Below are 26,135 nucleotides of genomic sequence, written 5' to 3' on the forward strand. Positions count from 1 at the left end.
GCGGCCGGCAGAAAACCCGCGGTTCTACCCGCGAACAGAAAGGATGATCGAATGGATCAGTTTAAACTTGTAGCACCCTATCAGCCAACGGGCGACCAGCCCCAGGCCATTGAAACACTGGCCCAAGGCATCCTGAACGGCGATAAGGCCCAGACCCTGCTGGGTGTGACCGGCAGCGGCAAAACTTTTACCATGGCCAACGTGATTGCCAAGGTCAACCGGCCCACACTGGTGCTGGCCCATAACAAGACCCTGGCGGCCCAGCTTTGCACCGAGTTCCGGGAGTTCTTCCCGGAGAACGCGGTGGAATATTTCGTCTCCTACTACGACTACTACCAGCCCGAGGCGTATATCCCGTCCACCGATACCTACATCGAAAAGGACAGCGCCATCAATGACGAAATCGACCGGCTGCGCCATTCCGCCACAGCGGCTTTGTCCGAGCGGCGGGATGTGATCATCGTGGCCAGTGTGTCCTGCATCTACAGCCTGGGCGACCCCATCGACTACCGGAGCATGGTCATCAGCCTGCGCCCCGGCATGCAGATGGACCGGGACGAGCTGTGCAAACGGCTGGTGAAGCTGCAATACGAGCGCAACGACATCAACTTCGTGCGCAACAAGTTCCGGGTTCGGGGCGACACGGTGGAGATCAACCTAGCCTATATGAACGACGTGGCCATCCGGGTGGAATTCTTCGGGGACGAGATCGATCGCATCAGCGAGATGAACCCCCTCACCGGCGAGCGAAAAAACGTGGTCAAGCACGTGGCCATCTTCCCGGCCAGCCATTACATCGTTTCCCCGGAAAAGATGCAGGCGGGCCTTGTGAGCATCCGGGAAGAGATGGACCGGCAGGTGAAGAAGTTCACCGAGGAGGGCAAGCTGCTGGAGGCCCAGCGCATTGCCCAGCGCACCAACTATGATATGGAGATGCTGCAGGAAGTGGGCATGTGCAAGGGCATCGAGAACTATTCCGCGGTGCTTTCCGGCCGTGCGCCCGGCTCCACCCCCACCACGCTGCTGGACTATTTCCCCAAGGACTTTTTGCTGTTTGTGGACGAGAGCCATGTGATGCTGCCCCAGCTGCGGGCCATGTACGGCGGTGACTATGCCCGCAAGAAAACTCTGGTGGATTTCGGTTTCCGTCTGCCTTCCGCCTTTGACAACCGCCCCCTCAAATTCGAGGAGGTGGAAAGCAAGCTGAACCAGATCGTGTTCGTGAGTGCAACGCCCGGCGAATATGAGCGGGAGCACAGCGTGCGGGTGGCCGAGCAGGTGATCCGCCCCACCGGCCTGTTGGACCCCCAGATCATCGTCAAGCCGGTGGAGGGCCAGATCGAGGATCTGCTGGGCGAGATCAACCAGCGCACCGCCCGGAACGAGCGGGTGCTGGTGACTACCCTGACCAAGAAGATGGCTGAGGACCTGACCGACTTCCTCACCGAGCACGGGGTCAAGGTCAAATATATGCACCACGAGGTGGATACCTTCGAGCGGATGGAGCTGATCAAGGACCTGCGTACCGGCACCATCGACGTGATCGTGGGCATCAACCTGCTGCGCGAGGGCCTGGACCTGCCGGAGGTATCGCTGGTGGCGATTCTGGACGCGGACAAGGAAGGCTTTTTGCGCAGCGAGACCAGTCTGGTGCAGACCATCGGCCGTGCCGCCCGAAATGCGGAAGGCATCGTAATCATGTATGCGGATGAGGTCACTCCCAGCATGGAGAAGGCCATCACCGAGACCGAGCGCCGCCGCTCTATCCAGATGGCCTACAACGAGGCCCACGGTATCACTCCGAAAACCATCGTGAAGAGCATCCGTGACAGCATTGAAATCAGCGACCACAAGGAGAACGCGAAGCTTGGTACCCGCCGCATGAGCAAGGCGGAGCGGGAGCAGCTGATCACCCGCCTGACCCGCGAGATGAAGGAGGCGGCCAAGCTGCTGGAATTCGAGCACGCGGCCTTCCTGCGTGACCGCATTGAAAAGCTGCGCCGGGGCGAGAATCCCAGTGATGATACCCCGGAAGCAAAGCCGAAAAAGAGGAAAGGAAAGTTCTGAGCATTGAATAACGATAAGATCGTCATCAAGGGTGCCCGCGAGCACAACCTGAAAAATGTAAACCTGACCATCCCGCGGGACAAGCTGATCGTGATGACCGGCCTGTCCGGCAGCGGCAAGTCCAGCCTGGCCTTCGATACCATTTATGCGGACGGCCAGCGCCGTTATATGGAGAGTCTTTCCAGCTACGCCCGTCAGTTCCTGGGCCAGATGGAAAAGCCGGATGTGGACGACATTCAGGGCCTTTCGCCGGCCATCTCCATCGACCAGAAAACCACCAACCGGAACCCCCGGTCCACCGTGGGTACCGTAACCGAAATTTACGACTATCTGCGCCTTTTGTACGCCCGCATCGGCGTGCCTCATTGCCCCATCTGCGGCCGGGTGATCAGCCAGCAGACGGTGGATCAGATGGTGGACGCCATTCTGGCGCTGCCCAAGGGCACCAAGTTCCAGGTGCTGGCCCCGGTGGTACGGGGCCGCAAGGGCACCCAGCAGAAGGAGCTGGAGGCCGCCCGGCGGGGCGGCTACGCCCGCGTACGCATCGACGGCAACCTCTATGATCTGGACGAAGAGATCAGTTTGGAAAAGAACAAAAAGCACACGGTGGAGATCGTGGTGGACCGTCTGGTCATCAACGACACCGTGCAGAGCCGACTGGCGGATTCGCTGGAAACGGCCATCGCCCTCACCGGTGGTCTGGTGACCATCGACGTGAGCGGCGGGGAAGAGATGCAGTTCAGCCAGAGCTATGCCTGCCCGGACCACGGTATCTCCATCGACGAGCTGGAGCCCCGCATGTTCAGCTTCAACAACCCCTTCGGCGCCTGCGAACGCTGCACCGGTCTGGGCACCTTCATGCGGGTGGACCCGGAGCTGATCATCCCCAACAAGGACCTGTCCATCCGGGAGGGCGCCATCAAGGCCAGCGGCTGGTACTACGCTGAGGGTTCGATCAGCGAGATGTATTACAAGGGCCTGGGCAAAAAGTACGGCTTCACGCTGGATACCCCCATCAAGGAAATGAGCGCCGAGGCGGTGAATGCCATTCTTTACGGCACCGGCGGTGAACGCATCGAGATGCACCGGGAAAACGAGTTCGGTTCCGGCCGTTACCTGAACGAATTCGAGGGCATTGTGAACAATCTGGAACGCCGCTTCCGGGAGACCAGCAGCGAGTGGATGAAGGAAGAGATCGCCACCGTGATGAACGGCGTGGAATGCCCGGACTGCCACGGCAAGCGGCTCAAGCCCACCAGTCTGGCGGTTACCGTGGGCGGGGTGAACATCAGCGACCTGTGCGAGATGAGTGTGCGTCAGGAGCTGAACTTCATCAACGACATCCAGTTGACCGATCAGGAGCACCGCATCGGCGACGGCATCCTGAAAGAGGTGCGTGAGCGGTTGGGCTTTTTGCAGAGCGTGGGTCTGGATTACCTGACCCTTTCCCGTGGTGCGTCCGGTTTGTCCGGCGGCGAGAGCCAGCGCATCCGGCTGGCCACCCAGATCGGCAGCGCCCTCACCGGCGTGCTCTATGTGCTGGACGAGCCCAGCATCGGTCTGCACCAGCGGGACAACGACAAGCTGATTGCCACCCTCAAGCGTCTGCGGGATCTGGGCAACACACTGGTGGTGGTGGAGCACGATGAGGACACCATGCGCCAGGCAGACTATATCGTGGATATTGGCCCCGGCGCAGGCGTACACGGCGGCGAGGTTGTGGCCGAGGGTTCGGTGGAGGATATCTGCAAAGCCCCCCGCAGCATCACCGGCGCGTATCTGTCCGGCCGTAAACGAATCGAGGTGCCTGCCACCCGCCGTAAGGGTAACGGCAAAAAGCTGCGCATCGTGGGCGCGGCCGAGAACAACCTGAAAAATGTGAATGTGGATATCCCGCTGGGCAAGATGATCTGCGTGACCGGTGTATCCGGCAGCGGCAAGTCCAGCCTGATCAACGAGATCTTCTACAAGGCCCTGGCCATGGAGCTGAACGGCGCCAAGCGCCGCCCCGGCAAATACAAGGAGATCAAGGGCCTGGAAAACGTGGATAAGGTCATCGGCATCGACCAGGCACCCATCGGCCGCACACCCCGTTCTAACCCGGCCACCTACACCGGCGTGTTCACCGATATCCGCAACGTGTTTGCCCAGACCCAGGACGCCAAGATGCGCGGCTACGGCCCCGGCCGGTTCAGCTTCAACGTGAAGGGCGGCCGCTGCGAAGCCTGTGAGGGCGACGGCATTGTGCAGATCGAGATGCACTTTTTGCCGGATATCTTCGTGCCCTGTGAGGTGTGTAAGGGCGCCCGCTACAACCGGGAAACCCTTGAGGTAAAATACAAGGACAAGAGCATTGCCGATGTGCTGGACATGACGGTGGAGGAGGCCTGCACCTTCTTTGCCAACATTCCCCGCATTCACCGCAAGCTGCAGACCCTGCTGGACGTGGGCCTGGGCTATATCAAGCTGGGCCAGAGTGCCACCACTCTGTCTGGCGGCGAGGCTCAGCGTGTAAAGCTGGCGCTGGAGCTGGCCAAGCGGGAGACCGGCCAGACTGTGTATGTACTGGACGAGCCCAGCACCGGCCTGCATGTGGCGGACGTGCACAAGCTCATCACCGTACTGGATCGTCTGGTGGACGCGGGCAACACCGTGGTCATCATCGAGCACAATCTGGACATCATCAAGCGGGCAGATTATATCATTGATCTGGGCCCCGAAGGCGGCGACGAGGGCGGCACCATCGTGGCCACCGGCACCCCGGAAGAGGTGGCCAAGGTGCCTGCCTCCTACACCGGTAACTACCTGGGCCCCATTCTGGAGCGGGACCGGGTGACCGAATAAGAAAGCAAAGAGGAATTCCATGGAAACCATTCTGTTGGTGGAGGACGATGCGGCGCTGAGCGAGGGCATTGCTCTCGCATTCAGCCAGCAGCCCTATGAGTTTGTTCGCTGCGCCACGCTGGCCGAGGCCCGGCGGGCATTACAGACGAGGGTGTTCTCCCTGATTCTTCTGGATCTGGGTCTGCCGGACGGCAATGGGCTGGAGCTTTGCCGCCAGCTGCGCGACCGGCGGGATCCGGTTCCGGTGCTTTTTCTCACTGCCAACGATACCGAATACAGCGAGGTGGCGGCGCTGGAAGCAGGTGGCGATGACTATATCACCAAGCCCTTCAGCCTTGCAGTACTGCGGGCAAGGGTTACCGCCGCGCTGCGCCGCCGCGTGCCTGCCGGGCCGGAGCTGGTGGAGATCGGTCCCTTCCGGTTTGATTTCGCCCGGCTCCGGTTTGAAAAGCAGGGTGTTGAAGTTGTGCTCAGCCGCACGGAACAGCGTCTGTTGCAGCTGCTGGTGAAAAACCGGGGGCAGATTGTTCCCCGGGACACTCTGCTGGATCAGGTATGGGACGGCGGCGAATTTGTGGACGAAAACACCCTGTCGGTAGCGGTGCGCCGCCTGCGCGCCAAGCTGGAGGATGACCCGCGCAGCCCCCGTTATATCCAGACGGTCTACGGTGTGGGCTATATCTGGAAGGGGAACGGTGATGAATGACTGGCTTTTCGGCGTCACTCCCGGGCAGCTGGCTCTGCTGCTGGGATTGTGCGCGCTTATAGTTGTGGCAGCCGGTATTTGTGTGGCCGTCTATGGCTGGTACACCCGGCGCACCATGCGTCGTTTGGAGCAGATGCTGGAGCAGGCCATTGCGGGCAGCTTTGAGCAGAGAAATTACAGCGAAGCCCGGCTTTCCCGGCTGGAGGAAAAGCTGAGCCGCTTTCTCCGCTCCAGTCAGCTCTCCCGCAAGTCAATCGAGGAGGATCGGGGGCGCATCAAATCTCTGATTGGGGATATTTCCCATCAGACCAAAACCCCGCTGGCAAATATCCTGCTCTATGGGCAGCTGCTGGACGAGCAGCCGCTGCCTGCCGCTGCCCGCCCCATGCTGGGCCAGATCAATACCGAGGCGGAAAAGCTCCGGTTTCTGATCGAGGCGCTGGTCAAGCTGTCCCGGCTGGAAAGCGGGGTCGTTCAGCCTGTGGCCGAGGTTCAACCTCTGGAACCATTGCTGCGGGCGCTGGAACATTCCTTCCGGCCTGCGGCAGAGCAAAAGGGAGTGTCACTGCACATTGAGCCTGCCGGCGTTTCGGCCTGCTTTGACCGAAAGTGGACGCAGGAAGCAGTGGGCAATCTGGTGGATAACGCCATCAAGTACACCCCGGCGGGCGGGCATGTTTCCATTGCCTGTGAGCAGTATGCCATGTTCTGCCGCATCGCAGTGAAAGACGACGGCCCCGGCATTCCGGAGAAAGAGCAGGCAGCAGTATTCCAGCGGTTTTACCGGGGCCATGCTGCGGCAAAGAGCCCTGGAGTCGGGGTAGGCCTTGCACTGGCAAGGCAGATTGCCGCCCAACAGGGTGGCTACATCAAACTGGCGTCGGAGCCGGGCAGGGGCAGCGAATTTTCGCTGTATCTGCCTCTGGAAGCGCAAATGTGACAGAACTGTTCGATTTGCTCCGCTGTTTGTAAGGGTGCGGTAAGCATCGTCTGGTATAGTCTGTGCTGTAAAGAAAAGCGCGCTTGCGCATTCTTTGCCGCACAGACTATTTTTATCGGGAGGTTTTGGAGGAATGAACGTTCTGGAAACAAGAGCGCTGAAAAAATACTACGGCGAGGGCGAAACCCAGGTGCGCGCCCTGGACGGAGTGGACCTGACCGTGGCGGAAGGGGAGTTCGTGGCCATTGTGGGCACCAGCGGCAGCGGAAAATCCACCCTGCTGCACATGCTGGGCGGGCTGGATGAACCCACCAGCGGCAAGGTGCTGGTGGAGGGCAAGGATATCTTCCAGCTGAAAAAGGATGCGCTTACCATCTTCCGCCGCAGGAAGATCGGCTTTGTATTTCAAAGCTACAATCTGGTGCCGGTACTGAACGTATACGAGAACATCGTGCTGCCCATCGAGCTGGACGGAAACCGGGTGGACCGGGCCTTCGTGAGCCGGATCATCGCCACACTGGGGCTGGAAAACAAGCTCCAAAGCCTGCCCGGCCAGCTTTCCGGCGGCCAGCAGCAGCGGGTGGCCATTGCCCGGGCGCTGGCCACGAAGCCTGCCATTCTTTTGGCGGATGAGCCCACCGGCAATCTGGATTCCAAAACCAGCCAGGATGTGCTGAGCCTGCTTCGGGTGACCAGTGAGCGGTTCGGGCAGACCATTGTAATGATCACCCACAACGAGGAGATTGCCCAGCTGGCGGACCGGATTGTGCGCATTGAGGATGGCCGCATCCGGGAAGGGCGGTGATGAGCCGTGCTGAAGATCAACAATCGAAAGGCCCTGCATCGCCTGGCGGACAAGAGCTTCCGGGCAAACCGGGGCCGCAATCTGATTGCCATTCTGGCGATTATGCTCACCACCGTTCTGTTCACCAGTGTGTTTTCCATCGGCGGCAATCTGATCACTTCGTTCCAGTACAGTACCATGCTTCAGTCCGGCGGCAGCGCCCACGGTACCTTCAAGGATCTTACCCAGGAACAGTTCGACCGGCTTAAGCAGGCAGCCCCGGCGGGAATCATTCTGGATCGGAACATCATCTGTGCCTATGAGGTGGAAAATTCGGAGTTTTTAAAGCGTCATCTGGAGCTGTGGTATCAGCAGCCGGATGCCTACGAGCGCCGGTTCTGCCAGCTGACCGGCGGCCGCGCGCCTCAGGCAGCGAATGAGATTGCCATGGACGAGCGCAGTCTGGAGCTGTTGGGAATCACCCCGGAGGAGGGGCAGACCATCACGCTGCAGCTGAAGATGGGCTACGATCAGCCGGTGATCGAGCGCCAGTTCACACTGGTGGGCTGGTTCGGATACAGTGACATCATGAACACGGGCTTCGGAATTGTGAGTGAGGCCTATCTCACGGAGCATGCCGATGAACTGGCCGAGGCAAGCGAGCAGATCGGCAGTCAGGTGGGGCTCATCCAGTGTGATGTGACCTTTTCCAATGGTATTAACATCAGCGGCAAGCTGCGGGCCATGGCCGAAAAGGCGGGCCTTGCCGAAGAGGTGGAATGGAACGAGAACTGGGCCTATGTGGGCGCCGGAATCACCGACTGGACCAGCATCGGCGCGGTTGCGGGGCTTCTTCTGCTGATCATGCTCACCGGGTATCTGATCATTTATAACATCTTTCAGATTTCCGTCATGCAGGACATCCGCTACTATGGCCTGCTGAAAACCATCGGGACCACCGCAAAACAGATCCGGCGGATTCTGCGCCGTCAGGCGCTTGTGATGTGCGGGTTTGGCATCCCCGTGGGGCTGGTACTGGGCTTTTTGCTGGGCACGGCATTCACACCGCTCATTTTGCAGATGACCAACACGGTGGACGAGGTCAAGCTGGCCCTGAACCCGGCGGTCTTTCTGGGGGCTGCGGCCTTTTCGGTGATCACCGTGCTGCTGAGTATGCGCAAGCCTGCCCGGCTTGCCGCAAAGGTTTCCCCGGTGGAGGCTGCCCGCTATACCGAAGGAAACGGGAAAACGGCGAAAAAGGCAAAGCGTTCTACCAGCGGGGGAAAGCTCTGGCGGATGGCCCTGTCCAATGTGGGGCGCAACAAGCGCCGAGCTGTGTTGGTCATTCTATCCATGAGTCTTTCGCTGGTGCTCATGAACAGTGTGTTCACGCTGACAGGCAGCTTTGACATGGACAAATATCTGGCCCGTTTTATCAAAACAGATTTTGTTGTGGCCAACGCCCGCTATTGGGGAATCGACTCCTTCCGGGCGCTGGACGGCGAAGACGCGGTGAGCGATGCACTGATCGCCAATGTGCAGGCGCAGGAGGGCTTTGTGCAGGGCGGCGCGATCTGGTGCGACATCTATTCCTGGGCGGAGGAGTATCAGTGGCCGGAGGATACCATCTGGGATGCAGAAGGAAAACCCTGCCGGAATGACGGGAGAAACCGGCCGCAGGCAGTGGACGATGCGAAAAATCCCTTCACGGTGATCTACGGGGCGGATGATTTCATTCTGGATAATCTGCAGATAATGGAAGGGGAGCGCGACCCGGAAACGATCCGGCAGAAGCTCTCCACCGGCGAATACATTCTGTTTGCTGGACAGGTGAACGACGAGGGCAAACTGGAGCCGGACCAGCGCCACAAAGTGGGTGACGTGGTCACTCTGTACGATGCAGACGGCGCACGGCATACCTTCACCATTCTTTCGGTGATCAACCCCGCCTATTACTGCGAGACGGCGCAGGCCAGCTTTTCCGAATTTGTCTATTACACCACAGCGGATGTGTATGCGGGAATGTGCAACACCGCCAACAAGATGAACTATGCCTTTGCGGTGGAGCCGGAATCGGTGGACGCCATGGAGCAATACCTGAACCTCTACACCACGCAGATTGACCCGCTGATGGATTACCGTTCCCGGGACGGGTACATTCAGGAATACTCTGGAATACGGTTCCTGTTCATGGCGGTGGGCGGCTCGCTCTCGCTGGTGATCGGGCTGATCGGTGTGTTGAATTTTATTAACTCTATCCTCACGGGCATTGTGACCCGCAGGCGGGAATTTGCCATGCTGGAGGCCATCGGTATGACCAGGCGACAGCTTCAGACGATGGTTGCACTGGAGGGCAGCTGTTATGCCCTGTTCACGATCCTTTGCAGTCTGGCCGTGGGGGTCGGAGTCTCACTGCTGTGCGTAAAGCCCCTGGTGGACGGCCTGTTCTTCACCAGCTATCGGTTTGTGATCTGGCCGCTTTTAGCTGCGATTCCTGTGCTGGTGCTGCTGGGAATCGCGGTTCCGCGGCTGGCCCTGCACTTCGGCGCCGGGCAGCCGGTGGTGGAGCGGATGCGACAGGCGGAATGATCAAAATCACCATAGAAATCAAAACCACCGGCTTAGCCGGTGGTTTGAGTAAGCCCTATAAGGGCATTATACTAGCAAAGCCCCTTAAGGGGCCACGAAAAATTCTGCCATCTGCATTTCTTGCCCTACGGCTCGTAAACGAGCAAAATCCCAAAACCATATTTTCTCTCTATATGGTAGGCAATTAGTTTGTCATCTCGCTTCGCTCGCAAACTAAATGCTAAAGCAAGTAATTCGCACCAGCGTAGCTGGTGGTTGCTTTACACTCAAAGCAGGCCCCGGCCGCCGGAGAACACTTCCCGGCGGCCGGGGCTTTTGTCTGCCTGCATTTTTGCACGGGCAGCCCACTGGATCACAGCGCAAAGGGCTTGTGAAATGGGCAAAAGTATTGTATACTGGAACGGTATATTGAAACCACGCTATTTTCAGAAGGAGCTCGAATTTTGGAGATCATTCATTTTGAACATAACAAACAGGCGGCGGAGCTGGTGGCCAAATGGTACGAAAGCCCCCCGCTGGCCTATGTGCATTCCTTCGGCTGCCAGCAGAACGTGAATGACGGAGAGAAGATCAAGGGCGTTCTGGCGGATATCGGCTACGGCATGTGCGGCTCGGTGGAGGAGGCTGACTTGATCCTCTTCAACACCTGTGCCGTGCGGGAGCACGCGGAGCGGCGGGTGTTCGGCAACGTGGGCGCGCTCAAGCGGCTCAAGAAGGATAAGCCCGGCCTGATCATTGGCCTGTGCGGCTGCATGGCTCAGCAGCAGAGCATCGTGGACAAAATCCGCGAAAGCTATCCTTTTGTGGATATCGTGTTCGGTGTGAACGGCATCGACACCCTGCCGCAGCTGCTGTGCGAGAAGATCGCCGGCAACAAAAAGCGCATCCTGCTCACGCCCACCGAGCGGGCCGAGGTGGTGGAGGAGACCCCCATCCGCCGGGATTCCAACTTCCGGGCCTGGCTGCCCATCATGTACGGCTGCGATAACTTCTGCACCTACTGCATCGTGCCCTATGTGCGCGGGCGGGAGCGCAGCCGCCGCAGCGCGGATATTCTGGCCGAGTTCAAGGAGCTGGTGGCTGCGGGCTACAAGGAGATCACCCTGCTGGGGCAGAACGTGAACTCCTACGGCAAGGGCCTGGAGGAAAAGATTGATTTCTCGGATCTTTTGAATCTGCTGTGCACCGTGCCCGGCGATTATCACATCCGCTTCATGACCAGCCATCCCAAGGATGCCAGCCGCAAGCTGATCGACACCATCGCCGCGCAGGACAAGATCTGCAACCACCTGCATCTGCCGGTGCAGAGTGGCAGCGACCGGATTCTGGCCCAGATGAACCGCCACTATACCGTGGCCCAGTATCTGGAGCTGATGGACTACGCCAAGGAGAAGATTCCCGGTATCACCTTCTCCAGCGATATCATCGTGGGCTTCCCCGGCGAGACCGAGGAGGATTTTGAGGGCACGCTGGAGCTGATCCGCAAGGTAGGCTACATGCAGCTGTTTACCTTCATTTACTCCAAGCGCAGCGGAACCAAGGCTGCCACCATGCCGGACCCCATCACCCGCAAGGAAAAGACCGACCGCATGGCCCGGCTGCTCAGCGTGCAGGATGAGATTGCCCGCAAGCTGGTGGCGGATATGACCGGCCAGACCCAGCGTGTGCTGGTGGAAGGCCCCGGGCGGGACGAAGGCACCCTTTCCGGCCGCCTGACCAACAATCTGGTGGTGGAGTTTGCCGCCGAACCATCGCTGGTGGGCAGCTATGCCATGGTGCACCTGACCGGTTCCCGTGGCACGGTGCTCAAAGGCGAACTTGTGTGAAAAAACTGCGCACGCCGCTGTTTTTTATAATTTTGTGGTATAATATTTTTATTATATAAATTGTTCCAATCAAAGGAGAATCATCATGGACGTTATCGACCTGTTTAAGAAAGCCGCCGCAGCCCTGCAGACTGACGCCCGTTACCTGGCGCTGGATGCCGCCCGCAAAGCCAACGATGCGGACGAGACCCTGCAGAACATGATCGGCGAGTTCAACCTGGCCCGTCTGGATCTGAACAACGAGATTGCCAAGGACGAGCGCGACGAAGCTAAGGTGGCCGAGCTGAATGCCAAGGTCAACCAGCTGTACACCGACATCATGAACAGCGAGAGCATGGTTGCCTACAACGAGGCCAAGGCTGAGGCAGAAGCTCTGATCGGTTACATCGATGCCATCATCAACACTGCGATGAACGGCGGCGATCCCATGACCGTACAGGAGCCTCAGGCCGGCTGCAGCGGCAGCTGCTCTTCCTGCTCCGGCTGCCACTAAAAGGCATTTGCCATAAAAGCGTTCGTGCGGCCCGGAGGGTGCTGAGTCCCAGTACTCTTTGGGCCGCACTCTTTCCCGTTTGAAAAAATGCAGAGGTGATAACCGTTGGCACAGCTTTCGCCCATGATGGCGCAATACTTTGAAATCAAAAAGAAGCATAAGGACGAGATCGTCTTTTTCCGGCTGGGCGATTTTTACGAGATGTTCTATGACGATGCGATTCTTGCGTCCAAGGAACTGGAGCTTACCCTCACCGGCCGGGACTGCGGGCAGGAGGAGCGCGCCCCCATGTGCGGTGTGCCCTTCCACAGCTACGAAAACTATGTGGCGAAGCTGATTGCAAAGGGGTACAAGGTTGCCATCTGTGAGCAGATGGAGGATCCCGCCACCGCCAAGGGTCTGGTCAAGCGGGATATTATCCGGGTGATCACGCCGGGTACCGTAATCGAAAGCAGCATGCTGCAGGACGACAAAAACAACTACATCGGCAGTGTATACTTAAAGAATGGGTGCATCGGCGTCTGCTTTGCGGACGTTTCCACCGGCAGCGCCCACACCACCGAGCTGGCGGGGGAGAAACTCTCCACCCAGCTGATTGCAGAGCTGTGCCGCTACAATCCCAGTGAGCTGCTGTTCAACACGGCGCTTCTGGATTTTAAGGACGTGACCGCCTATATCAAGCAGCACATGACCTGCTCGGTGGAGCTGATGGAGGATGAGTGCTACGCCCCGGATGAGGTGGAGCGTCTGCTGACCGAGCAGTTTGGCGCGGACTGGCCCAAGGCCACCGGCCTTGGCAGGGAGGGCAATGCCCACGCGGCGCTGAGCGCGCTGCTGGGTTACCTGCACCGCACCCAGAAAAAAGGTGTGGAGCGGCTGAAGCTGGTACACAGCTACGCCGAAGCCCAGTACATGCAGCTTTCCCCGGTTACCCGTGCCAATCTGGAGCTGACCGAGACCATGCGCGGCCGCGAGAAACGGGGCACTCTGCTCTGGGTGCTGGACAAGACCCAGACTGCCATGGGCAAGCGCCTTCTGCGCAGCTGGCTGGAGCAGCCGCTGGTGAGCTCGGCGGCCATCAATCGCCGGCTCAACTGTGTGCAGGCCCTTTACAGCGAAAACATCCAGCGGGCCGAGCTGAGCGAGGCATTGTCCCATGTGTTCGATATGGAGCGCCTGATGACCCGCACGGTGTATGGCTCCGCCACCCCCAAGGAGATTTACGCGCTGGCCAGCACCTGCACCCAGCTGCCCCTGATCCGGGAACTGGCTTCCGGCTGTAGCTGTCCGGAGCTGGATGCACTTGCGCAGCAGATCGATCCGCTGGAGGATATCCGGGACCGGATTTTTGCAGCGCTGGAAGAGGAAACGCCTGCCACATTGAAGGATGGCGGCGTGATCAAGCAGGGTTACAGCGCAGAGGTGGACGAGCTGCGTGACATTGTGCATGGCGGCAAGGGCTATCTTTCCCAGCTGGAAGCCCGCATGAAGGAGGAGACCGGAATCCGCACCCTGAAGGTGGGCTACAACCGGGTGTTCGGCTATTATCTGGAAGTCAGCAAATCCTTCACCGACCAGGTGCCGGAGAACTTTATCCGCAAGCAGACTCTGGCCAACGCGGAACGCTACATCACCGAGGAATTAAAACAGCTGGAAAGCAAGATCCTCGGTGCCAGCGAGCGGCTTCTGGCGCTGGAGCGGCAGCTGTTTGAGGATCTGTTGAAGGACCTCTCCGCTCAGATTCTGCGGGTGCAGAACACGGCCTCCGCCCTTGCGCAGCTGGATGTGCTTACTGCACTGGCGCAGGTGGCGGTGAACAACAATTATGTGCGTCCGGTTGTGGATGACGGCGACGAGCTGGTCATCACCGAAGGCCGGCATCCGGTTATTGAGCAGATGCTCAAGGGCAGCCTGTTCGTGCCCAACAACACTCTGCTGGACTGCGGCGAAAACAGCATGCTCATCATCACCGGCCCCAACATGGCCGGTAAATCCACCTATATGCGCCAGAATGCGCTGATCACCCTGATGGCCCAGATTGGCAGCTTTGTCCCGGCACAGGAGTGTCGGGTGGGTGTGGTGGATGCCATCTTCACCCGCGTGGGTGCGTCGGACGATCTGGCGGCCGGGCAGTCCACCTTCATGGTGGAGATGACCGAGGTGGCTGAGATTCTGCAATACGCCACCAAACGCAGTCTGGTGATTCTGGACGAAATCGGCCGCGGCACCTCCACCTTCGACGGCATGAGCATTGCCCGGGCAGTGGTGGAGCATATTGCCGGCCAGATTGGCTGCAAGACTCTGTTTGCTACCCACTATCATGAATTGACTGAGCTGGAAAATACCCTGGACTGCGTGAAAAACTATAACATTGCAGTGAAAAAGCGGGGCGACGACATCACCTTCCTGCGGCGCATTGTGCGCGGCCCGGCCGATGACAGCTACGGCATTCAGGTGGCAAAGCTCGCCGGTCTGCCGGACAGTGTGACCAAGCGGGCCAAGGAGGTACTGCGCGCGCTGGAAGCGGCAGCACCCAAAAAGCAACAGGTGGAGCAGCTGGACTTCGGCGTTGTGGAAGAGATGAGCAGCCCGGCTCTGCCCAGCGAAATTCTGGACAAGCTGCGGGATACCGATCTGAATACCCTGACCGGTATTGAGGGACTGCAATTCCTGTGTGAAATCAAAAACGCGCTGCAATAAGGCGGCGCTTTCAGGGAGGTGACCGGATTTGGCGGTCATACATATTCTGGACAAGCATACCGCGGAGCTGATCGCCGCCGGTGAGGTGGTGGAACGGCCTGCTTCTGTGGTGAAGGAACTGCTGGAAAATTCCATCGATGCCGGCGCTACAAAGGTGGCGGTCACCATTGAACGGGGCGGTGTTTCGCTGATTCAGGTGGCAGACAATGGCAGCGGCATTGAGGCGGAGTATATCTCCACCGCGTTTATCCGCCATGCCACCAGCAAGATCCAGACCCAGGAGGATCTGGAAAGCATCCACACTCTGGGCTTCCGCGGCGAGGCGCTGGCGTCCATTGCCAGTGTGGCCCGGGTGGAGGTGCTCACCCGCACCGAGCCGGATGAGTTTGCCTGCTGCTACCGCATTGAGGGCGGGGAAGAGCTGGGTATGGAACCTGGGGCGCGCCCCATCGGAACCACCATTTCGGTACGGGATCTTTTTTACAATACACCCGCCCGGATGAAATTTTTGAAGAAGGATTCCAGTGAGGGCACCTTTGTGGGCGAGACGGTCAGCCGGATTGCCCTTTCTCACCCTGAGGTGAGCGTGTCTTTTATCCGTGAAGGGAAACTGCTTTACAAGACTCCCGGCGATGGAGACCTGCGCAGCGCGGTCTATGCGGTGCTGGGCAAGGAATTCGCCCGGGATCTTCTACCGGTCAAAACCAGCATGGGCAACTATTCCGTGTCCGGTCTGATTACCCCGCCGCGGGCCTGCCGGGCAAGCCGGGGCATGCAGTTCTTTTTCATCAACGGGCGATTTGTAAAGAACCGTACCATGATGGCCGCCATGGAGAACGCCTACCGGGGAACCCTGATGCAGGGCAAGTTTCCGGGCTGTGTGCTGATGCTGGATATGCCGGCACAGCTGGTGGATGTGAACGTTCATCCCGCCAAAACCGAGGTGCGCTTCGCCCGGGAAAACGATGTGTTCGACGCGGTTTACGGTGCAGTGAAAAATGCGCTGGGCCAGCCCGGCAGCGGGGAGCAGCAGTTTCAGTTTGCTGCGGGCAAAACACCTGAGCAGGAACCGGTTAAGCAGCCTGCGGCACAGCCGGAACCGACGAAAAAAACGTTCAACTTCGCTGTGAAGCAAGATGACTTTACGGCGGAAACGGAGCCCCGAAAGGCTGAAATCAGTGAAATCTGGCGGGTTTCTCCCAAAAAAGAGGAGCCGCTGGAGCCCATTGTTACGGTTCCGGACGAAGAGGATGTTCCACGCATTTCCCGCAACTGGCAAAATGGGCAAAATTCCTTTGCCACCCCGGTGGGAGAGGGCCTTCGCTCAGAACCGGTTCCACTGGCAAAGTATTCCGAACCGGAGAAGAAGTTTGCCGGGCAGTGGGCGATGCCTGCGGTGCAGCCCGCGCCGCAGCCGGAACCCGTGGTAATCGAAGAGCAGCCCGCCGAACAGACGAAGCTGACGGAATCAACGCCACAACCAGAACCTTTGCAGCAGACAATGGAGCCGGAGCAAACCAGCCAGCCGCTGCAGTATGTGGGCGAGGTGTTCAAAACCTACATCATCACCCAGCGTGGACAGGAGATGTGTCTGATTGACAAGCACGCGGCCCACGAGCGCATCCTCTATGAGCGGTTAGCTGCGGATTACGGAAAGGTGAGCAGTCAGATGCTGCTGGCCCCGGTTACGGTGAACCTTTCCGCCGAAGAGAAGAACGCCATTCTGGAACATGAATCTCTTTTGCGGGATGCAGGTGTGGAGACCGAGGACTTCGGCGGCAGCACGGTGCTGGTTCGTTCGGTTCCGGCCGATGTGGAGACCCCGGACGTGGAGGGTCTGATCTGCGAGCTGGCTGCAAAGCTGGCCCGGGGCAGCCGGGATGCACTGAGCGAAAAGACCGAGTGGGTGCTGCATTCCATTGCCTGCCGGGCCGCCATCAAGGCAGGCGACCGCACCGCCAGTGCCGAACTGATGCATCTGGCGCAGGATATTCTGGATGGCAAGGTGCCGCCCTTCTGCCCCCACGGCAGACCGGTGGTGCTGAAATTGACAAAGAAGGAGCTGGAAAAACAGTTTGGGCGGATCGGATAAACCAAAAGTTCTGGCCATCGGCGGGCCCACAGCTTCCGGCAAGACTTCTTTGTCAGTGGCGCTGGCCAAACGGCTGAACGGTGAGGTGGTCTGTGTGGACTCCATGCAGATCTACTGCGGGCTGGATGTGGGCACCGCAAAGGTGACCGAAGAAGAAATGCAGGGAGTGCCCCATCATCTGGTGGGGTTCCTCGCGCCGGAAGAGACGTTCAGCGTGGCGGATTTTGTGGCCCTTGCAGATCACTGCATTCGTGACATCAGCGCCCGGGGGAAATTGCCGGTGCTGGTGGGCGGAACGGGGCTTTATATGGAAAGCCTGTTGAGCGGAGTTCGTTTTGCTGAACAGAAAACCGACCCGGCCGTGCGCAGGCAGCTGGAGGAGCAGGCGGCCCAGCTGGGGGCCGATGCCATGCACGCAAAGCTGGCGCAGATCGACCCGGAGTACGCGGCCACGGTTCACCCCAACAATGTGGGGCGGGTGCTGCGGGCGCTGGAGCTGTTCCAGATCACCGGCGTTACCATGACCCGGCAGCGGGCAGAATCAAAACCGAGCGAGCCACCCTACGACAGTCTGTTGTTTTGCATCGGCTTTGAGGACCGAAGCGTTTTGTATCAGCGGATTGACCGCCGGGTGGATCTGATGCTGGAGCAGGGAATTCTGAAGGAGGCCCGGCTGGTCTATGATCATCGGGATACCTACCATACAGCTGCTCAGGCCATCGGCTATAAGGAATTCTTTCCGTATTTCTGCGGAGAAAGCCCGCTGGAGCCCTGTGTGGACAAGCTCAAACAGGCTTCCCGAAATTATGCAAAGCGGCAGCTCACCTGGTTTCGCCGTATGCCCCAGACCCTTTGGCTGGATGGAATTCAGGGCAATCTGGAGGCGCAGGCACTTGCCCATATTCACGCGCACTGGCCGCAAGTGGAGCCTGGTGTGTGAACCACTGAATCCATAAAACAGGGGCAGCCATCAGGCGGCTCTGACCCAAATCTATTGCAACAGGAGGAGCGAAGCATGCGAAGCTCCAAGCAAAAAATCATCACGGCAATCGTTCTGGCGATTCTCGTAGTGCCGGCGGTCTATCTGGGGGTTCAATTGTTTGCCATTCTGAACCGGCCCTACCGCACCGAAACAGCGGTGGAATATGTCATGTCCGACAGCGTCTTTGCAGACGGTTATGTGGTGTTCGATCAGACTCCCGTGGAAGGCAGCGGGGATCTGGGTTATCTGGTGGAAAACGGCGAACGGGTTGCCTCCGGAACTGCAGTAGCGGAAGTTTACACCAGCACGGAACAGGCCCAGAGCCGCCGGCAGCTGGAGGAGATCGAGACCCAGCTCAGCCTGCTGGAAAAGTCTGAAAACACCAGTGGTACCGATGTGGACATGCTCTATAAGCAGCAGCAGAACGCTCTGTATGACCTGCTGGACTGTATCGACATGCAGGCTTACGATCAGGTCGGGGAGGCCGGTAACCAGTATTTGCTGGCAGCCAACAAGATTCAGATCATGACTGGCGCCGTAAGCAATTTTGCACAGGCCAAGCAGGAGCTGCAAACTCTGAAGGATCAGGTGCAGGCCCAGCTGGGGCAGCCTGCAACCATCTCGGCCCCGGTGGGCGGCTATTTTGTGGCGGCCGATTCGGCAGATATACTCTCGCTGACCCGGGAAGGTCTGGATGCAATGGACGCGACTACTCTGGCGCAGTCGATTCAGAATGGTGACGGGGTTCAGCCGCTGGAAGGCGCAGGCAAGATCGTGACCAGCTATGCCTGGTATTTCTATGGAACCTGCAGCCTGGAAGAGGGCAAGAAGTTCCAGAATGCTTCCAGTGTGGAAATCAGCTTTCCCGGTGTGGCGGAAAAAACTCTGCCGGCAACAGTGGAATCCATTGAGCTGGACGAGGAACAGGGGCTTGCCAAATTTGTGCTGCACTGCGAATACATCGGCGCGGATGTGCTGGGGCTCTCGCTGGAAGAAGCCAAAATCGATTTTGAATCCTATGAGGGGCTCCGGGTGGACGCGGATGCACTTCACATTGTGGACGGCGAAAAGGGCGTTTATGTGAAGTACGGAAATCTGGCCCGCTGGCGAAAAATTCAGATCGTTTATCAGAATGAGGAATATCTGCTGGTGGCGGAGGACGGAAAGGTTGGTACCGACAATGAGCTGCGTATGTTTGACGAAGTGATTGTGGAAGGCACCGATCTGAAGGATGGAAAAATCCTGAGCTGATTCCGAGGAAAATTTATGGCGGCAGGCAAAAAAATGATTTTTGTTTGTTGACAGGCTGTTGACAGGCTACTGAAAAACAGCGATAATATATACTAACTGATTCTATATTTTTCTTGCATGAAAAAGGGCAATCTTATCAATGCACATTGGAAGGAGCAATGAAAGATGTTTGATAAAGTGAAGAGCATGCTGGGCGTGGGCGATGACGCCGACGACGATTACTACGATACCGACGATATGTTTATTAACCCCTCCCGCGGCGGCGCCGCTCCGGAGGAGGATTATCCGCCGGAGAATACCGGTAAGCGGAATAAAGTGGTGAACATCAACGCCACCACGCAGCTGCAGGTGGTTCTGGTCAAGCCCGAGCGGTTTGACGATGCCAGCACCGTGGCAGATCATCTGAACGCAAAGCGTACCGTTGTATTGAATCTGGAATCCACCAACAAAGAGGTTTCCCGCCGTCTGGTGGACTTCCTGTCCGGTGTTGCCTATGCGAACAATGGTCAGATGAAGCGTGTTGCCAACAGCACCTTCATCATCACTCCCTATAACGTGGATATCATGGGCGATCTGCTGGACGAGCTGGAGAGCAATGGCGTATTCTTCTGATCCGGCTGCCCAGAGGGGCTTTGTTCCGCCTCAGAATGATCAGGAGCGGCTGCTGATGCGGCGGGTCCTGGATCTGTGCGCCATCGCCATGAACCGGGGAATTGCGCGCTACAGCTCTTTTTTGAGTGATCGCGAGCAGACGCTGGCACTGGCAGCCCTGAACAGGGAAGGCTGTGAGGAATATTCCTTTGATGGAGGCTATCCGTTTGCAGAACGCAGAGTACTGTGTATCGAGCCTGCGGGGGCCTGCGGCTTTTCGCCCATTGCCTGTGTTCGAATGGAATGCCTTCATGTACAGGACATACCTGGGCATAAGGACTATCTGGGGGCGGTTCTGGGCCTTGGTCTGGACCGTTCCAGCATTGGTGATATCGTGTTGGATCCCAATGCTCCGGGCACGGCCTATGTGTGTGCGCTGGAGCCGGCGGCAGAGCTGATTTGCAGTGAGCTGACCGGTGTGGGGCGCTGCTCTGTTCACACCGAGCGGTTTTATGACCAGATCCCGGTGCAGGAGCCGGAGCGGGTCCGGCAGAGCGCCACGGTTTCCTCCCTTCGGGCGGATGCCGTTCTGGCAGCGATGCTGCGGTGCAGCCGCGGTCAGGCGTCAGACCTTGTGCGCGGCGGCCGACTGGAGATCAACCATGTGGCCGTGAGCAATCCGCATGCGCCGGTGTATCAGGGAGATCTGTTCACCGTGCGGGGCAGCGGACGCTTTCGTCTGGAGGAAATTGGCGGAAAAAGCAAAAAGGATCGCCAGTTTATTACATTTTTTCAATATTGATACCAGAAGCACTGGAGGAATTAAATTATGATCTCACCGCAGGAAATCCGCAGCGTCACATTCGACAAGGTTATGCGTGGATATCGGCCGGAGGATGTGGACGCATTTTTGCAGCAGGTAGCTCAGGATATGGAGCAGCTGGCCGCGGACAACGCCGACAAGGAAAAGAAACTGTATATCCTTGCGGAGAAGATCGAAGAGTATCGCCGCGATGAAGATAACTTGAAGACGGCTCTTCTGAATGCGCAGCGTATGGGCGAAAGCGTGATTCGGGAAGCAAAGCAGAAGGCGGAATCTCTGCTGCGCGAAGCCGGTATTCGTGCCGACACCCTGACCCGGGTGGCGCAGGAGCAGAGCGAAGAACAGCAGCAGGAGCTGGAGCGGGTCAAGGCGGAAGTGGCCCACTTCAAGAATACTCTTCTGGCGATGTACAAGCAGCACATTGAACTGATCAGCGGGCTGCCTGGCGATGAAGAGGTTGAAGAGCCTGCTCCTGTGGAAGAGTCTGTTGTGGAACCGGTTCAGGAGGCAGAACAGCCTCAGGTTGAGGAACAGTCTGCTCCGGAAACTCCCGCTATGGAGGAGCCGAAGGAGGAGACCATGCAGTTCCCGGATCTGTCTGAACTGTATGGGGAGCAGAATTCCGAGCAGTCCGGCAATATGCTGGACACGGTGGAGGAATTCTTTGAGGAGGATTTCTCCGCACAGACCTTCAGCCCGGAACATGCCGAGGAGCCCAAACAGGCGGAGCAGCCGGAGCAGACTCCGGCCTTCAAGGGCTTCAAGGGAATCCAGTTTACCGATTGATTGGAATAAAAAGCTTGAAAAGGCGGCGTTTTGAAAAAGGCGCCGCCTTTGCTGCGAATCGGAAGATTAAAGGAGAACATTGGTTTTGACAACTGTATTGATTACTGCCGTTGTGGTGGCTCTGCTTGTGATTCTGGATCAGGCTGTAAAGCTTTGGGCAACGGCTGTGCTCGCACCGGTGGGGGCGATGCCGCTCATTCCCGGGGTGGTGGAGCTGCGTTATTATCTGAATGACGGCGCAGCCTTCAGCAGCTTCAGTGGCCAGCAGATTTTTCTGATTGCATTCACAAGTGTGGCGATGTTGGCCATTGCGGCCTATCTGCTGATCAAACGCCCGGCACGGAAACTGGAGTACTGGGCCTGGGTGCTGGTTCTGGCGGGTGGAATCGGCAACTGGATCGACCGGGTGTTCAATCACCAGGTAGTGGACTACATCAATTTTCTGTTTATCCGCTTTGCGATCTTTAACCTGGCAGACGTATTGGTCTGCACGGGAATCGGCCTGCTTGTCCTGAACCTGATTCTGGAAGAGCTGGCTGCCAAAAAGAAGGCTTCTGGAGAAAAAACGGATGGAACGATTTGAATTTGTGGTGCAGCCTGAGCAGGCGGGTGAACGGCTTGACCGGTTCCTGGCTGCCCAAACCGGGCTTTCCCGCAGCGCCCTGCAGCAGCTGATGGAGCAGGGCGGAGTGCTTTACGCTGGCAAGTCTGCCGCGAAAAATCAGAAAATCCAGCCCGGGATCACCATCTGTGTGGAGGTTCCCGACGCCCAGCCGCTGGATGCAGTTCCTCAAAACATCCCGGTGGATATTGTTTATGAGGATGAACATCTTCTGGTGGTGAACAAGCCCAAGGGGATGGTGGTGCATCCCGCGCCGGGCAACCCGGATGGAACGCTGGTCAATGCGTTGCTATACCATTGTGCGGGGCGGCTGTCCAGCATTGGGGGCGTGGTTCGCCCCGGTATTGTTCACCGCATCGACAAGGACACCAGTGGCCTTCTGGTGGTGGCGAAGGACGATGTGACCCATACCGGTCTGTCTGAGCAGATGGCGGTGCACAGCATTAACCGGGTTTATCAGACGGTGGTATATGGCGGGTTTGCGCAGGATGAAGGCTTTGTGGAAGCGCCCATTGGCCGCCACAAAACAGACCGGAAGAAGATGGCGGTCACCGAGCAGAATTCCAAGTATGCCTACACTGCCTACCATGTGCTGGGGCGTTATCAGGGGTTCAGCCATCTGGAATGCCGCCTGAAAACCGGGCGTACCCATCAGATCCGGGTACACATGGCAAGCATTGGGCATCCGGTGGCGGGTGACCCGGTTTACGGGCCCAAAAATGTGATCAAGAGCCTGCAGGGGCAGTGCCTGCATGCAAAAACGCTTGGCTTTGTGCATCCGATTACCGGGCAATATCTGGAATTCGACAGTGAGCTGCCGGAGTATTTCACCCGGTTCCTGCGCTCGCTGGGAAAGGAGCAGGAAGAATGGAATCGCTGAAAAAGTACCTTGTAGTATGCGATATGGATAACACCCTGCTCACGGCCAGAGAAGGTATTCCGGCCTGCAATCTGGCGGCGATCCGGTTGTTTATGGCCATGGGTGGCCGCTTTACGGTGGCTACCGGCCGGCCGCCGGAATCGATCCGTGCAGCGCTTCAGGGGCTGGAACTTTCCTGCCCGGCTATTGCATGTGGCGGTTCTGTGTTGTATGATATTCACGCGGACGAAGCGGTGGATCTGCATTTTCTGAATGAGGAGTCTGCCCGGCAGGCCATTGAAGAAGCAATGGCAGCCTTCCCGGATCTGGGTGTGGAAATTATGGTGGAGGAAGGCCGCCCCTATGTGGTGCGGGCCAACCAGTATACCACCGCTCACATGAAGGATGAGAAGATGGGGTGTGTACTCTGTCCGCTGGAGCAGGTGCCGCCCAATTGGGCCAAGGTTGTTTTTGCGGCACATCCTGCCGCGTTGTTCAAGGTACAGCAGTATTTTGCAGACAAGACCTACCCCGGGCTGCAGTTTGTGCCTACGAATTTTATCTATTTCGAAATCATGCCGGAGCATGTTTCGAAAGCGTCCGCACTGAAAGAGCTTTGCCGCAGGGAACTCATCCCTATGGAATATACCGTCGTGATCGGGGATTATTTCAACGATCTGGAGCTGATGGCTGCCGCCGGATATGCGGTGGCCGTGGGCAATGCACCGCCGGAGGTGCAGAATGCAGCCGATGAGGTGGTCGCACGCTGCACAGATGGCGGTGTGGGAGAGTACCTGTATGCATTGGTGAAAAAACATGAGGGAAAACAACGGGAGGAACAGCATGGATAAACAGACGATGAACCACCTGAAGCGAATGGCGAATCAGGTCCGGCAGGACGTTCTGAATGAGGTATACGAGGCCGCTTCCGGCCATCCGGGTGGCTCACTCTCAGTGGCCGATACCCTGACCTATCTCTATGAGGTACAGATGCGGGTGGATCCCAAGAACCCTTCCTGGGAGCAGCGGGATCGGCTGGTGCTTTCCAAGGGACACACCTGCCCGGCACTTTATTCTGTGCTGGCTCAGAAGGGCTTCTTTGACCGGGAAGAGCTGAAGAAGTTCCGTCATCTGGGCGCAATGCTTCAGGGTCATCCGGATATGAAGGGAACTCCCGGTGTGGATATGAGCACCGGCAGCCTGGGGCAGGGCATCTCTGCTGCTGTGGGTATGGCGCTTGCAGCAAAGACCCAGGGCGCTGACTGGCGCGTGTTCACTGTGCTGGGCGACGGCGAGCTGCAGGAAGGCCAGGTATGGGAGGCTGCCATGTTTGCGGCTCATCACAAGCTGGACAACCTGATTGCTGTGGTGGACAACAACAACCTGCAGATCGACGGTAACGTGAGCGATGTTTGCTCGGTTTATCCCATCGATGAGAAATTCCGTGCCTTTGGCTGGGAAGTGTTTGCCGCAGATGCCCATGACTTCGAGAGCCTGGATGCTGCCTTCACTGCAGCACGTCAGGTAAAGGGCAAGCCCAGTGTGATTGTACAGAAGTCGGTAAAGGGCAAGGGCGTATCCTTTATGGAGAATCAGGCCGGCTGGCATGGCAAGGCCCCCAATCAGCAGCAGTATGAACAGGCCATGGAAGAGCTCCGCGCTGCGGCGGCCGAACTGGAGGTATAAAAACGATGATGCAGACTAAACCGATCGCTACCCGTGAGAGCTATGGCCGTACTCTGGCGCAGCTGGGCGCGGAGAATGACAAGATTGTAGTTCTGGACGCCGATCTGGCGGAATCCACCAAGACCTGTATGTTCCAGGAGAAATTCCCCGAACGCCATTTCGACTGCGGCATCGCAGAGGCCAACATGGTTTCCATTGCGGCCGGCATGGCTGCTGCGGGAATGATCCCCTTTGTTTCCAGTTTTGCCATGTTTGCCACCGGACGTGCCTATGAGCAGATCCGCAACTCGGTAGGCTACCCCCATCTGAACGTGAAGATCTGTGCCAGCCACGCGGGCATTTCCGTGGGTGAGGATGGCGCGACCCATCAGTGCGTGGAGGATATTGCCCTGATGCGCGGTATTCCCGGCATGGTTGTGGTAAATCCTGCTGACGATACCGAAGCCTGCCAGGCCGTGCGTGCACTGGCAGAGTATTATGGCCCTGCTTATCTGCGCCTGGGCCGTCTGGCAGTTCCTGTGGTCAATGACCCGGAAAGTTATCACTTCGAGCTGGGTCGTGCAGTTACCCTGCGCGAGGGCAAGGATGCAACTGTTATTGCCACCGGCCTGATGGTTGCCCGTGCGCTGGAGGCGGCAGAACAGCTGGCCCAGGAAGGCGTGCAGGTTCGCGTGGTGAACATGCACACCATCAAGCCTCTGGATGTGCAGGCTGTGGTGAATGCTGCCAACGAGACCGGCTGCATCGTAACCGCTGAAGAGCACAGTGTGATCGGCGGTCTTTACAGCGCAGTCTGCGAGGCAATGGTTGGGGAAGGTGTTTCCTGCCCGGTTGCTCCTGTGGCAATTATGGATGCGTTTGGCCAGTCCGGCCCCGCAAACGCTCTGCTGGAGTATTATGGTCTTACTGCTTCCGCAATCGCGCAGAAGGTGCGCGACTGCCTGGCACGCTGATCAGATTGATTGAATGAAAATCTCCCGTTTCGCATTTTGTCGAAGCGGGAGATTTTTGTATATCTTTACAAACAATGGCAGGGTTTTGTGCTATAATAGAAAAAAGACCGTGTTCGGACAAAAGGGGTCGGAATACGGCCGAACAGGGAAGGATGCAGCACGGGATGACAAAGGAGCGAAATACCAGGAAGGTATTGCTGTGCTGTGCGGCAGCACTGCTGTTATTGCTGACGGGGGCGCTCTGGTTCAGCGTACCGTTCTGGCAGCCGGGGTATCGAACCGTTGCATCCGAGCCCTTTGATGCACATCAGATGGAGATGGTCGAATTGAACTCGGCCGGGATCGACGCTCTGTGTTCGCTTCCCGGTGTGGGGGAGAAAAAGGCCCGGGCGATTCTGGAATATCGGGAAGTTCATGGGCCGTTTTCCAGTTTGGATGAACTGGAGCAGGTCGACGGAATATCCACAAAAAGCATCGAGGAATGGCGTTCCAGGCTTTACATCGAAGCAGATGAGATGCAAAAAGAGGAGAGATAGATCGT

The 26,135-nt window shown here is 58.0% G+C and carries 21 protein-coding genes; all 21 read left to right on the forward strand.

What is annotated here, in order from left to right; all coding sequences use genetic code 11:
- The first annotated feature begins 51 nt into the window (after nt 1-51).
- The 21 genes from uvrB to ACESYO_RS03805 all read left to right on the forward strand — a co-directional run bounded on the left by uvrB (nt 52) and on the right by ACESYO_RS03805 (nt 26,130).
- Entirely contained in the window at nt 52-2,067 is a 2,016-nt protein-coding gene (uvrB, locus tag ACESYO_RS03705; protein ID WP_058962928.1) for an excinuclease ABC subunit UvrB, read from the forward strand.
- 3 nt (nt 2,068-2,070) lie between these two features.
- The gene (uvrA, locus tag ACESYO_RS03710) at nt 2,071-4,911 is read left to right on the forward strand and encodes an excinuclease ABC subunit UvrA (RefSeq protein WP_373209536.1); all 2,841 of its coding nucleotides are present in this window, start codon (nt 2,071-2,073) and stop codon (nt 4,909-4,911) included.
- Nucleotides 4,912-4,930: 19 nt separating this feature from the next.
- Nucleotides 4,931-5,617 carry a response regulator transcription factor gene (locus tag ACESYO_RS03715; protein WP_058962930.1) on the forward strand — a complete coding sequence of 229 codons (687 nt, stop codon included), beginning with the start codon at nt 4,931-4,933 and terminating at the stop codon, nt 5,615-5,617.
- Nucleotides 5,610-6,557 (forward strand): sensor histidine kinase, encoded by a 948-nt coding sequence (locus ACESYO_RS03720; RefSeq protein ID WP_058962931.1) that lies wholly within the window; start codon nt 5,610-5,612, stop codon nt 6,555-6,557. The genes ACESYO_RS03715 and ACESYO_RS03720 overlap by 8 nt, the downstream gene beginning before the upstream one ends.
- Nucleotides 6,558-6,690: 133 nt before the next feature.
- Nucleotides 6,691-7,362 (forward strand): ABC transporter ATP-binding protein, encoded by a 672-nt coding sequence (locus ACESYO_RS03725; protein ID WP_373209535.1) that lies wholly within the window; start codon nt 6,691-6,693, stop codon nt 7,360-7,362.
- A gap of 6 nt (nt 7,363-7,368) precedes the next feature.
- Nucleotides 7,369-9,930: an ABC transporter permease gene (locus tag ACESYO_RS03730; RefSeq protein ID WP_373209534.1), complete on the forward strand. Its 2,562-nt coding sequence runs from the start codon at nt 7,369-7,371 to the stop codon at nt 9,928-9,930.
- Between the two features lie 443 nt (nt 9,931-10,373).
- Nucleotides 10,374-11,756 carry a tRNA (N6-isopentenyl adenosine(37)-C2)-methylthiotransferase MiaB gene (miaB, locus tag ACESYO_RS03735; protein ID WP_373209533.1) on the forward strand — a complete coding sequence of 461 codons (1,383 nt, stop codon included), beginning with the start codon at nt 10,374-10,376 and terminating at the stop codon, nt 11,754-11,756.
- Nucleotides 11,757-11,841: 85 nt separating this feature from the next.
- A complete protein-coding gene (locus ACESYO_RS03740; RefSeq protein WP_058962935.1) occupies nt 11,842-12,249 on the forward strand; it encodes a YlbF family regulator in 408 nt (135 codons plus the stop codon).
- A gap of 105 nt (nt 12,250-12,354) precedes the next feature.
- The gene (mutS, locus tag ACESYO_RS03745) at nt 12,355-14,949 is read left to right on the forward strand and encodes a DNA mismatch repair protein MutS (RefSeq protein WP_373209532.1); all 2,595 of its coding nucleotides are present in this window, start codon (nt 12,355-12,357) and stop codon (nt 14,947-14,949) included.
- Between the two features lie 28 nt (nt 14,950-14,977).
- Nucleotides 14,978-17,041 carry a DNA mismatch repair endonuclease MutL gene (gene mutL / locus ACESYO_RS03750; RefSeq protein WP_373209531.1) on the forward strand — a complete coding sequence of 688 codons (2,064 nt, stop codon included), beginning with the start codon at nt 14,978-14,980 and terminating at the stop codon, nt 17,039-17,041.
- Entirely contained in the window at nt 17,025-17,981 is a 957-nt protein-coding gene (gene miaA, locus ACESYO_RS03755) for a tRNA (adenosine(37)-N6)-dimethylallyltransferase MiaA (protein WP_373209530.1), read from the forward strand. The genes mutL and miaA overlap by 17 nt, the downstream gene beginning before the upstream one ends.
- Before the next feature lie 75 nt (nt 17,982-18,056).
- Nucleotides 18,057-19,274, forward strand: coding sequence for an HlyD family efflux transporter periplasmic adaptor subunit (locus ACESYO_RS03760; protein WP_373209529.1), 1,218 nt, complete (start codon nt 18,057-18,059; stop codon nt 19,272-19,274).
- A gap of 165 nt (nt 19,275-19,439) precedes the next feature.
- Nucleotides 19,440-19,886 (forward strand): cell division protein SepF, encoded by a 447-nt coding sequence (locus tag ACESYO_RS03765; RefSeq protein WP_058962940.1) that lies wholly within the window; start codon nt 19,440-19,442, stop codon nt 19,884-19,886.
- Nucleotides 19,870-20,667, forward strand: a complete 798-nt coding sequence (locus ACESYO_RS03770; RefSeq protein ID WP_373209528.1) for a YlmH family RNA-binding protein — start codon at nt 19,870-19,872, stop codon at nt 20,665-20,667. Before ACESYO_RS03765 ends, ACESYO_RS03770 begins: the two co-directional genes overlap by 17 nt.
- 27 nt (nt 20,668-20,694) lie before the next feature.
- A complete protein-coding gene (locus ACESYO_RS03775) occupies nt 20,695-21,474 on the forward strand; it encodes a DivIVA domain-containing protein (RefSeq protein ID WP_373209527.1) in 780 nt (259 codons plus the stop codon).
- 85 nt (nt 21,475-21,559) lie between these two features.
- On the forward strand, nt 21,560-22,057 hold the full coding sequence (gene lspA / locus ACESYO_RS03780) for a signal peptidase II (RefSeq protein WP_058962943.1): 498 nt from the start codon (nt 21,560-21,562) through the stop codon (nt 22,055-22,057).
- Nucleotides 22,044-22,976 carry an RluA family pseudouridine synthase gene (locus ACESYO_RS03785; RefSeq protein WP_058962944.1) on the forward strand — a complete coding sequence of 311 codons (933 nt, stop codon included), beginning with the start codon at nt 22,044-22,046 and terminating at the stop codon, nt 22,974-22,976. Before lspA ends, ACESYO_RS03785 begins: the two co-directional genes overlap by 14 nt.
- On the forward strand, nt 22,964-23,806 hold the full coding sequence (locus tag ACESYO_RS03790; protein WP_058962945.1) for an HAD family hydrolase: 843 nt from the start codon (nt 22,964-22,966) through the stop codon (nt 23,804-23,806). Before ACESYO_RS03785 ends, ACESYO_RS03790 begins: the two co-directional genes overlap by 13 nt.
- Nucleotides 23,799-24,641: a transketolase gene (locus ACESYO_RS03795; protein WP_058962946.1), complete on the forward strand. Its 843-nt coding sequence runs from the start codon at nt 23,799-23,801 to the stop codon at nt 24,639-24,641. Before ACESYO_RS03790 ends, ACESYO_RS03795 begins: the two co-directional genes overlap by 8 nt.
- Nucleotides 24,642-24,646: 5 nt before the next feature.
- Nucleotides 24,647-25,594, forward strand: a complete 948-nt coding sequence (locus ACESYO_RS03800) for a transketolase family protein (RefSeq protein ID WP_058962947.1) — start codon at nt 24,647-24,649, stop codon at nt 25,592-25,594.
- 164 nt (nt 25,595-25,758) lie between these two features.
- Nucleotides 25,759-26,130 (forward strand): ComEA family DNA-binding protein, encoded by a 372-nt coding sequence (locus ACESYO_RS03805; RefSeq protein ID WP_058962948.1) that lies wholly within the window; start codon nt 25,759-25,761, stop codon nt 26,128-26,130.
- Nucleotides 26,131-26,135: the final 5 nt, after the last annotated feature.

Origin of the sequence: Allofournierella massiliensis (assembly GCF_964241245.1) — a bacterium.
Classification (GTDB): domain Bacteria; phylum Bacillota; class Clostridia; order Oscillospirales; family Ruminococcaceae; genus Allofournierella; species Allofournierella massiliensis.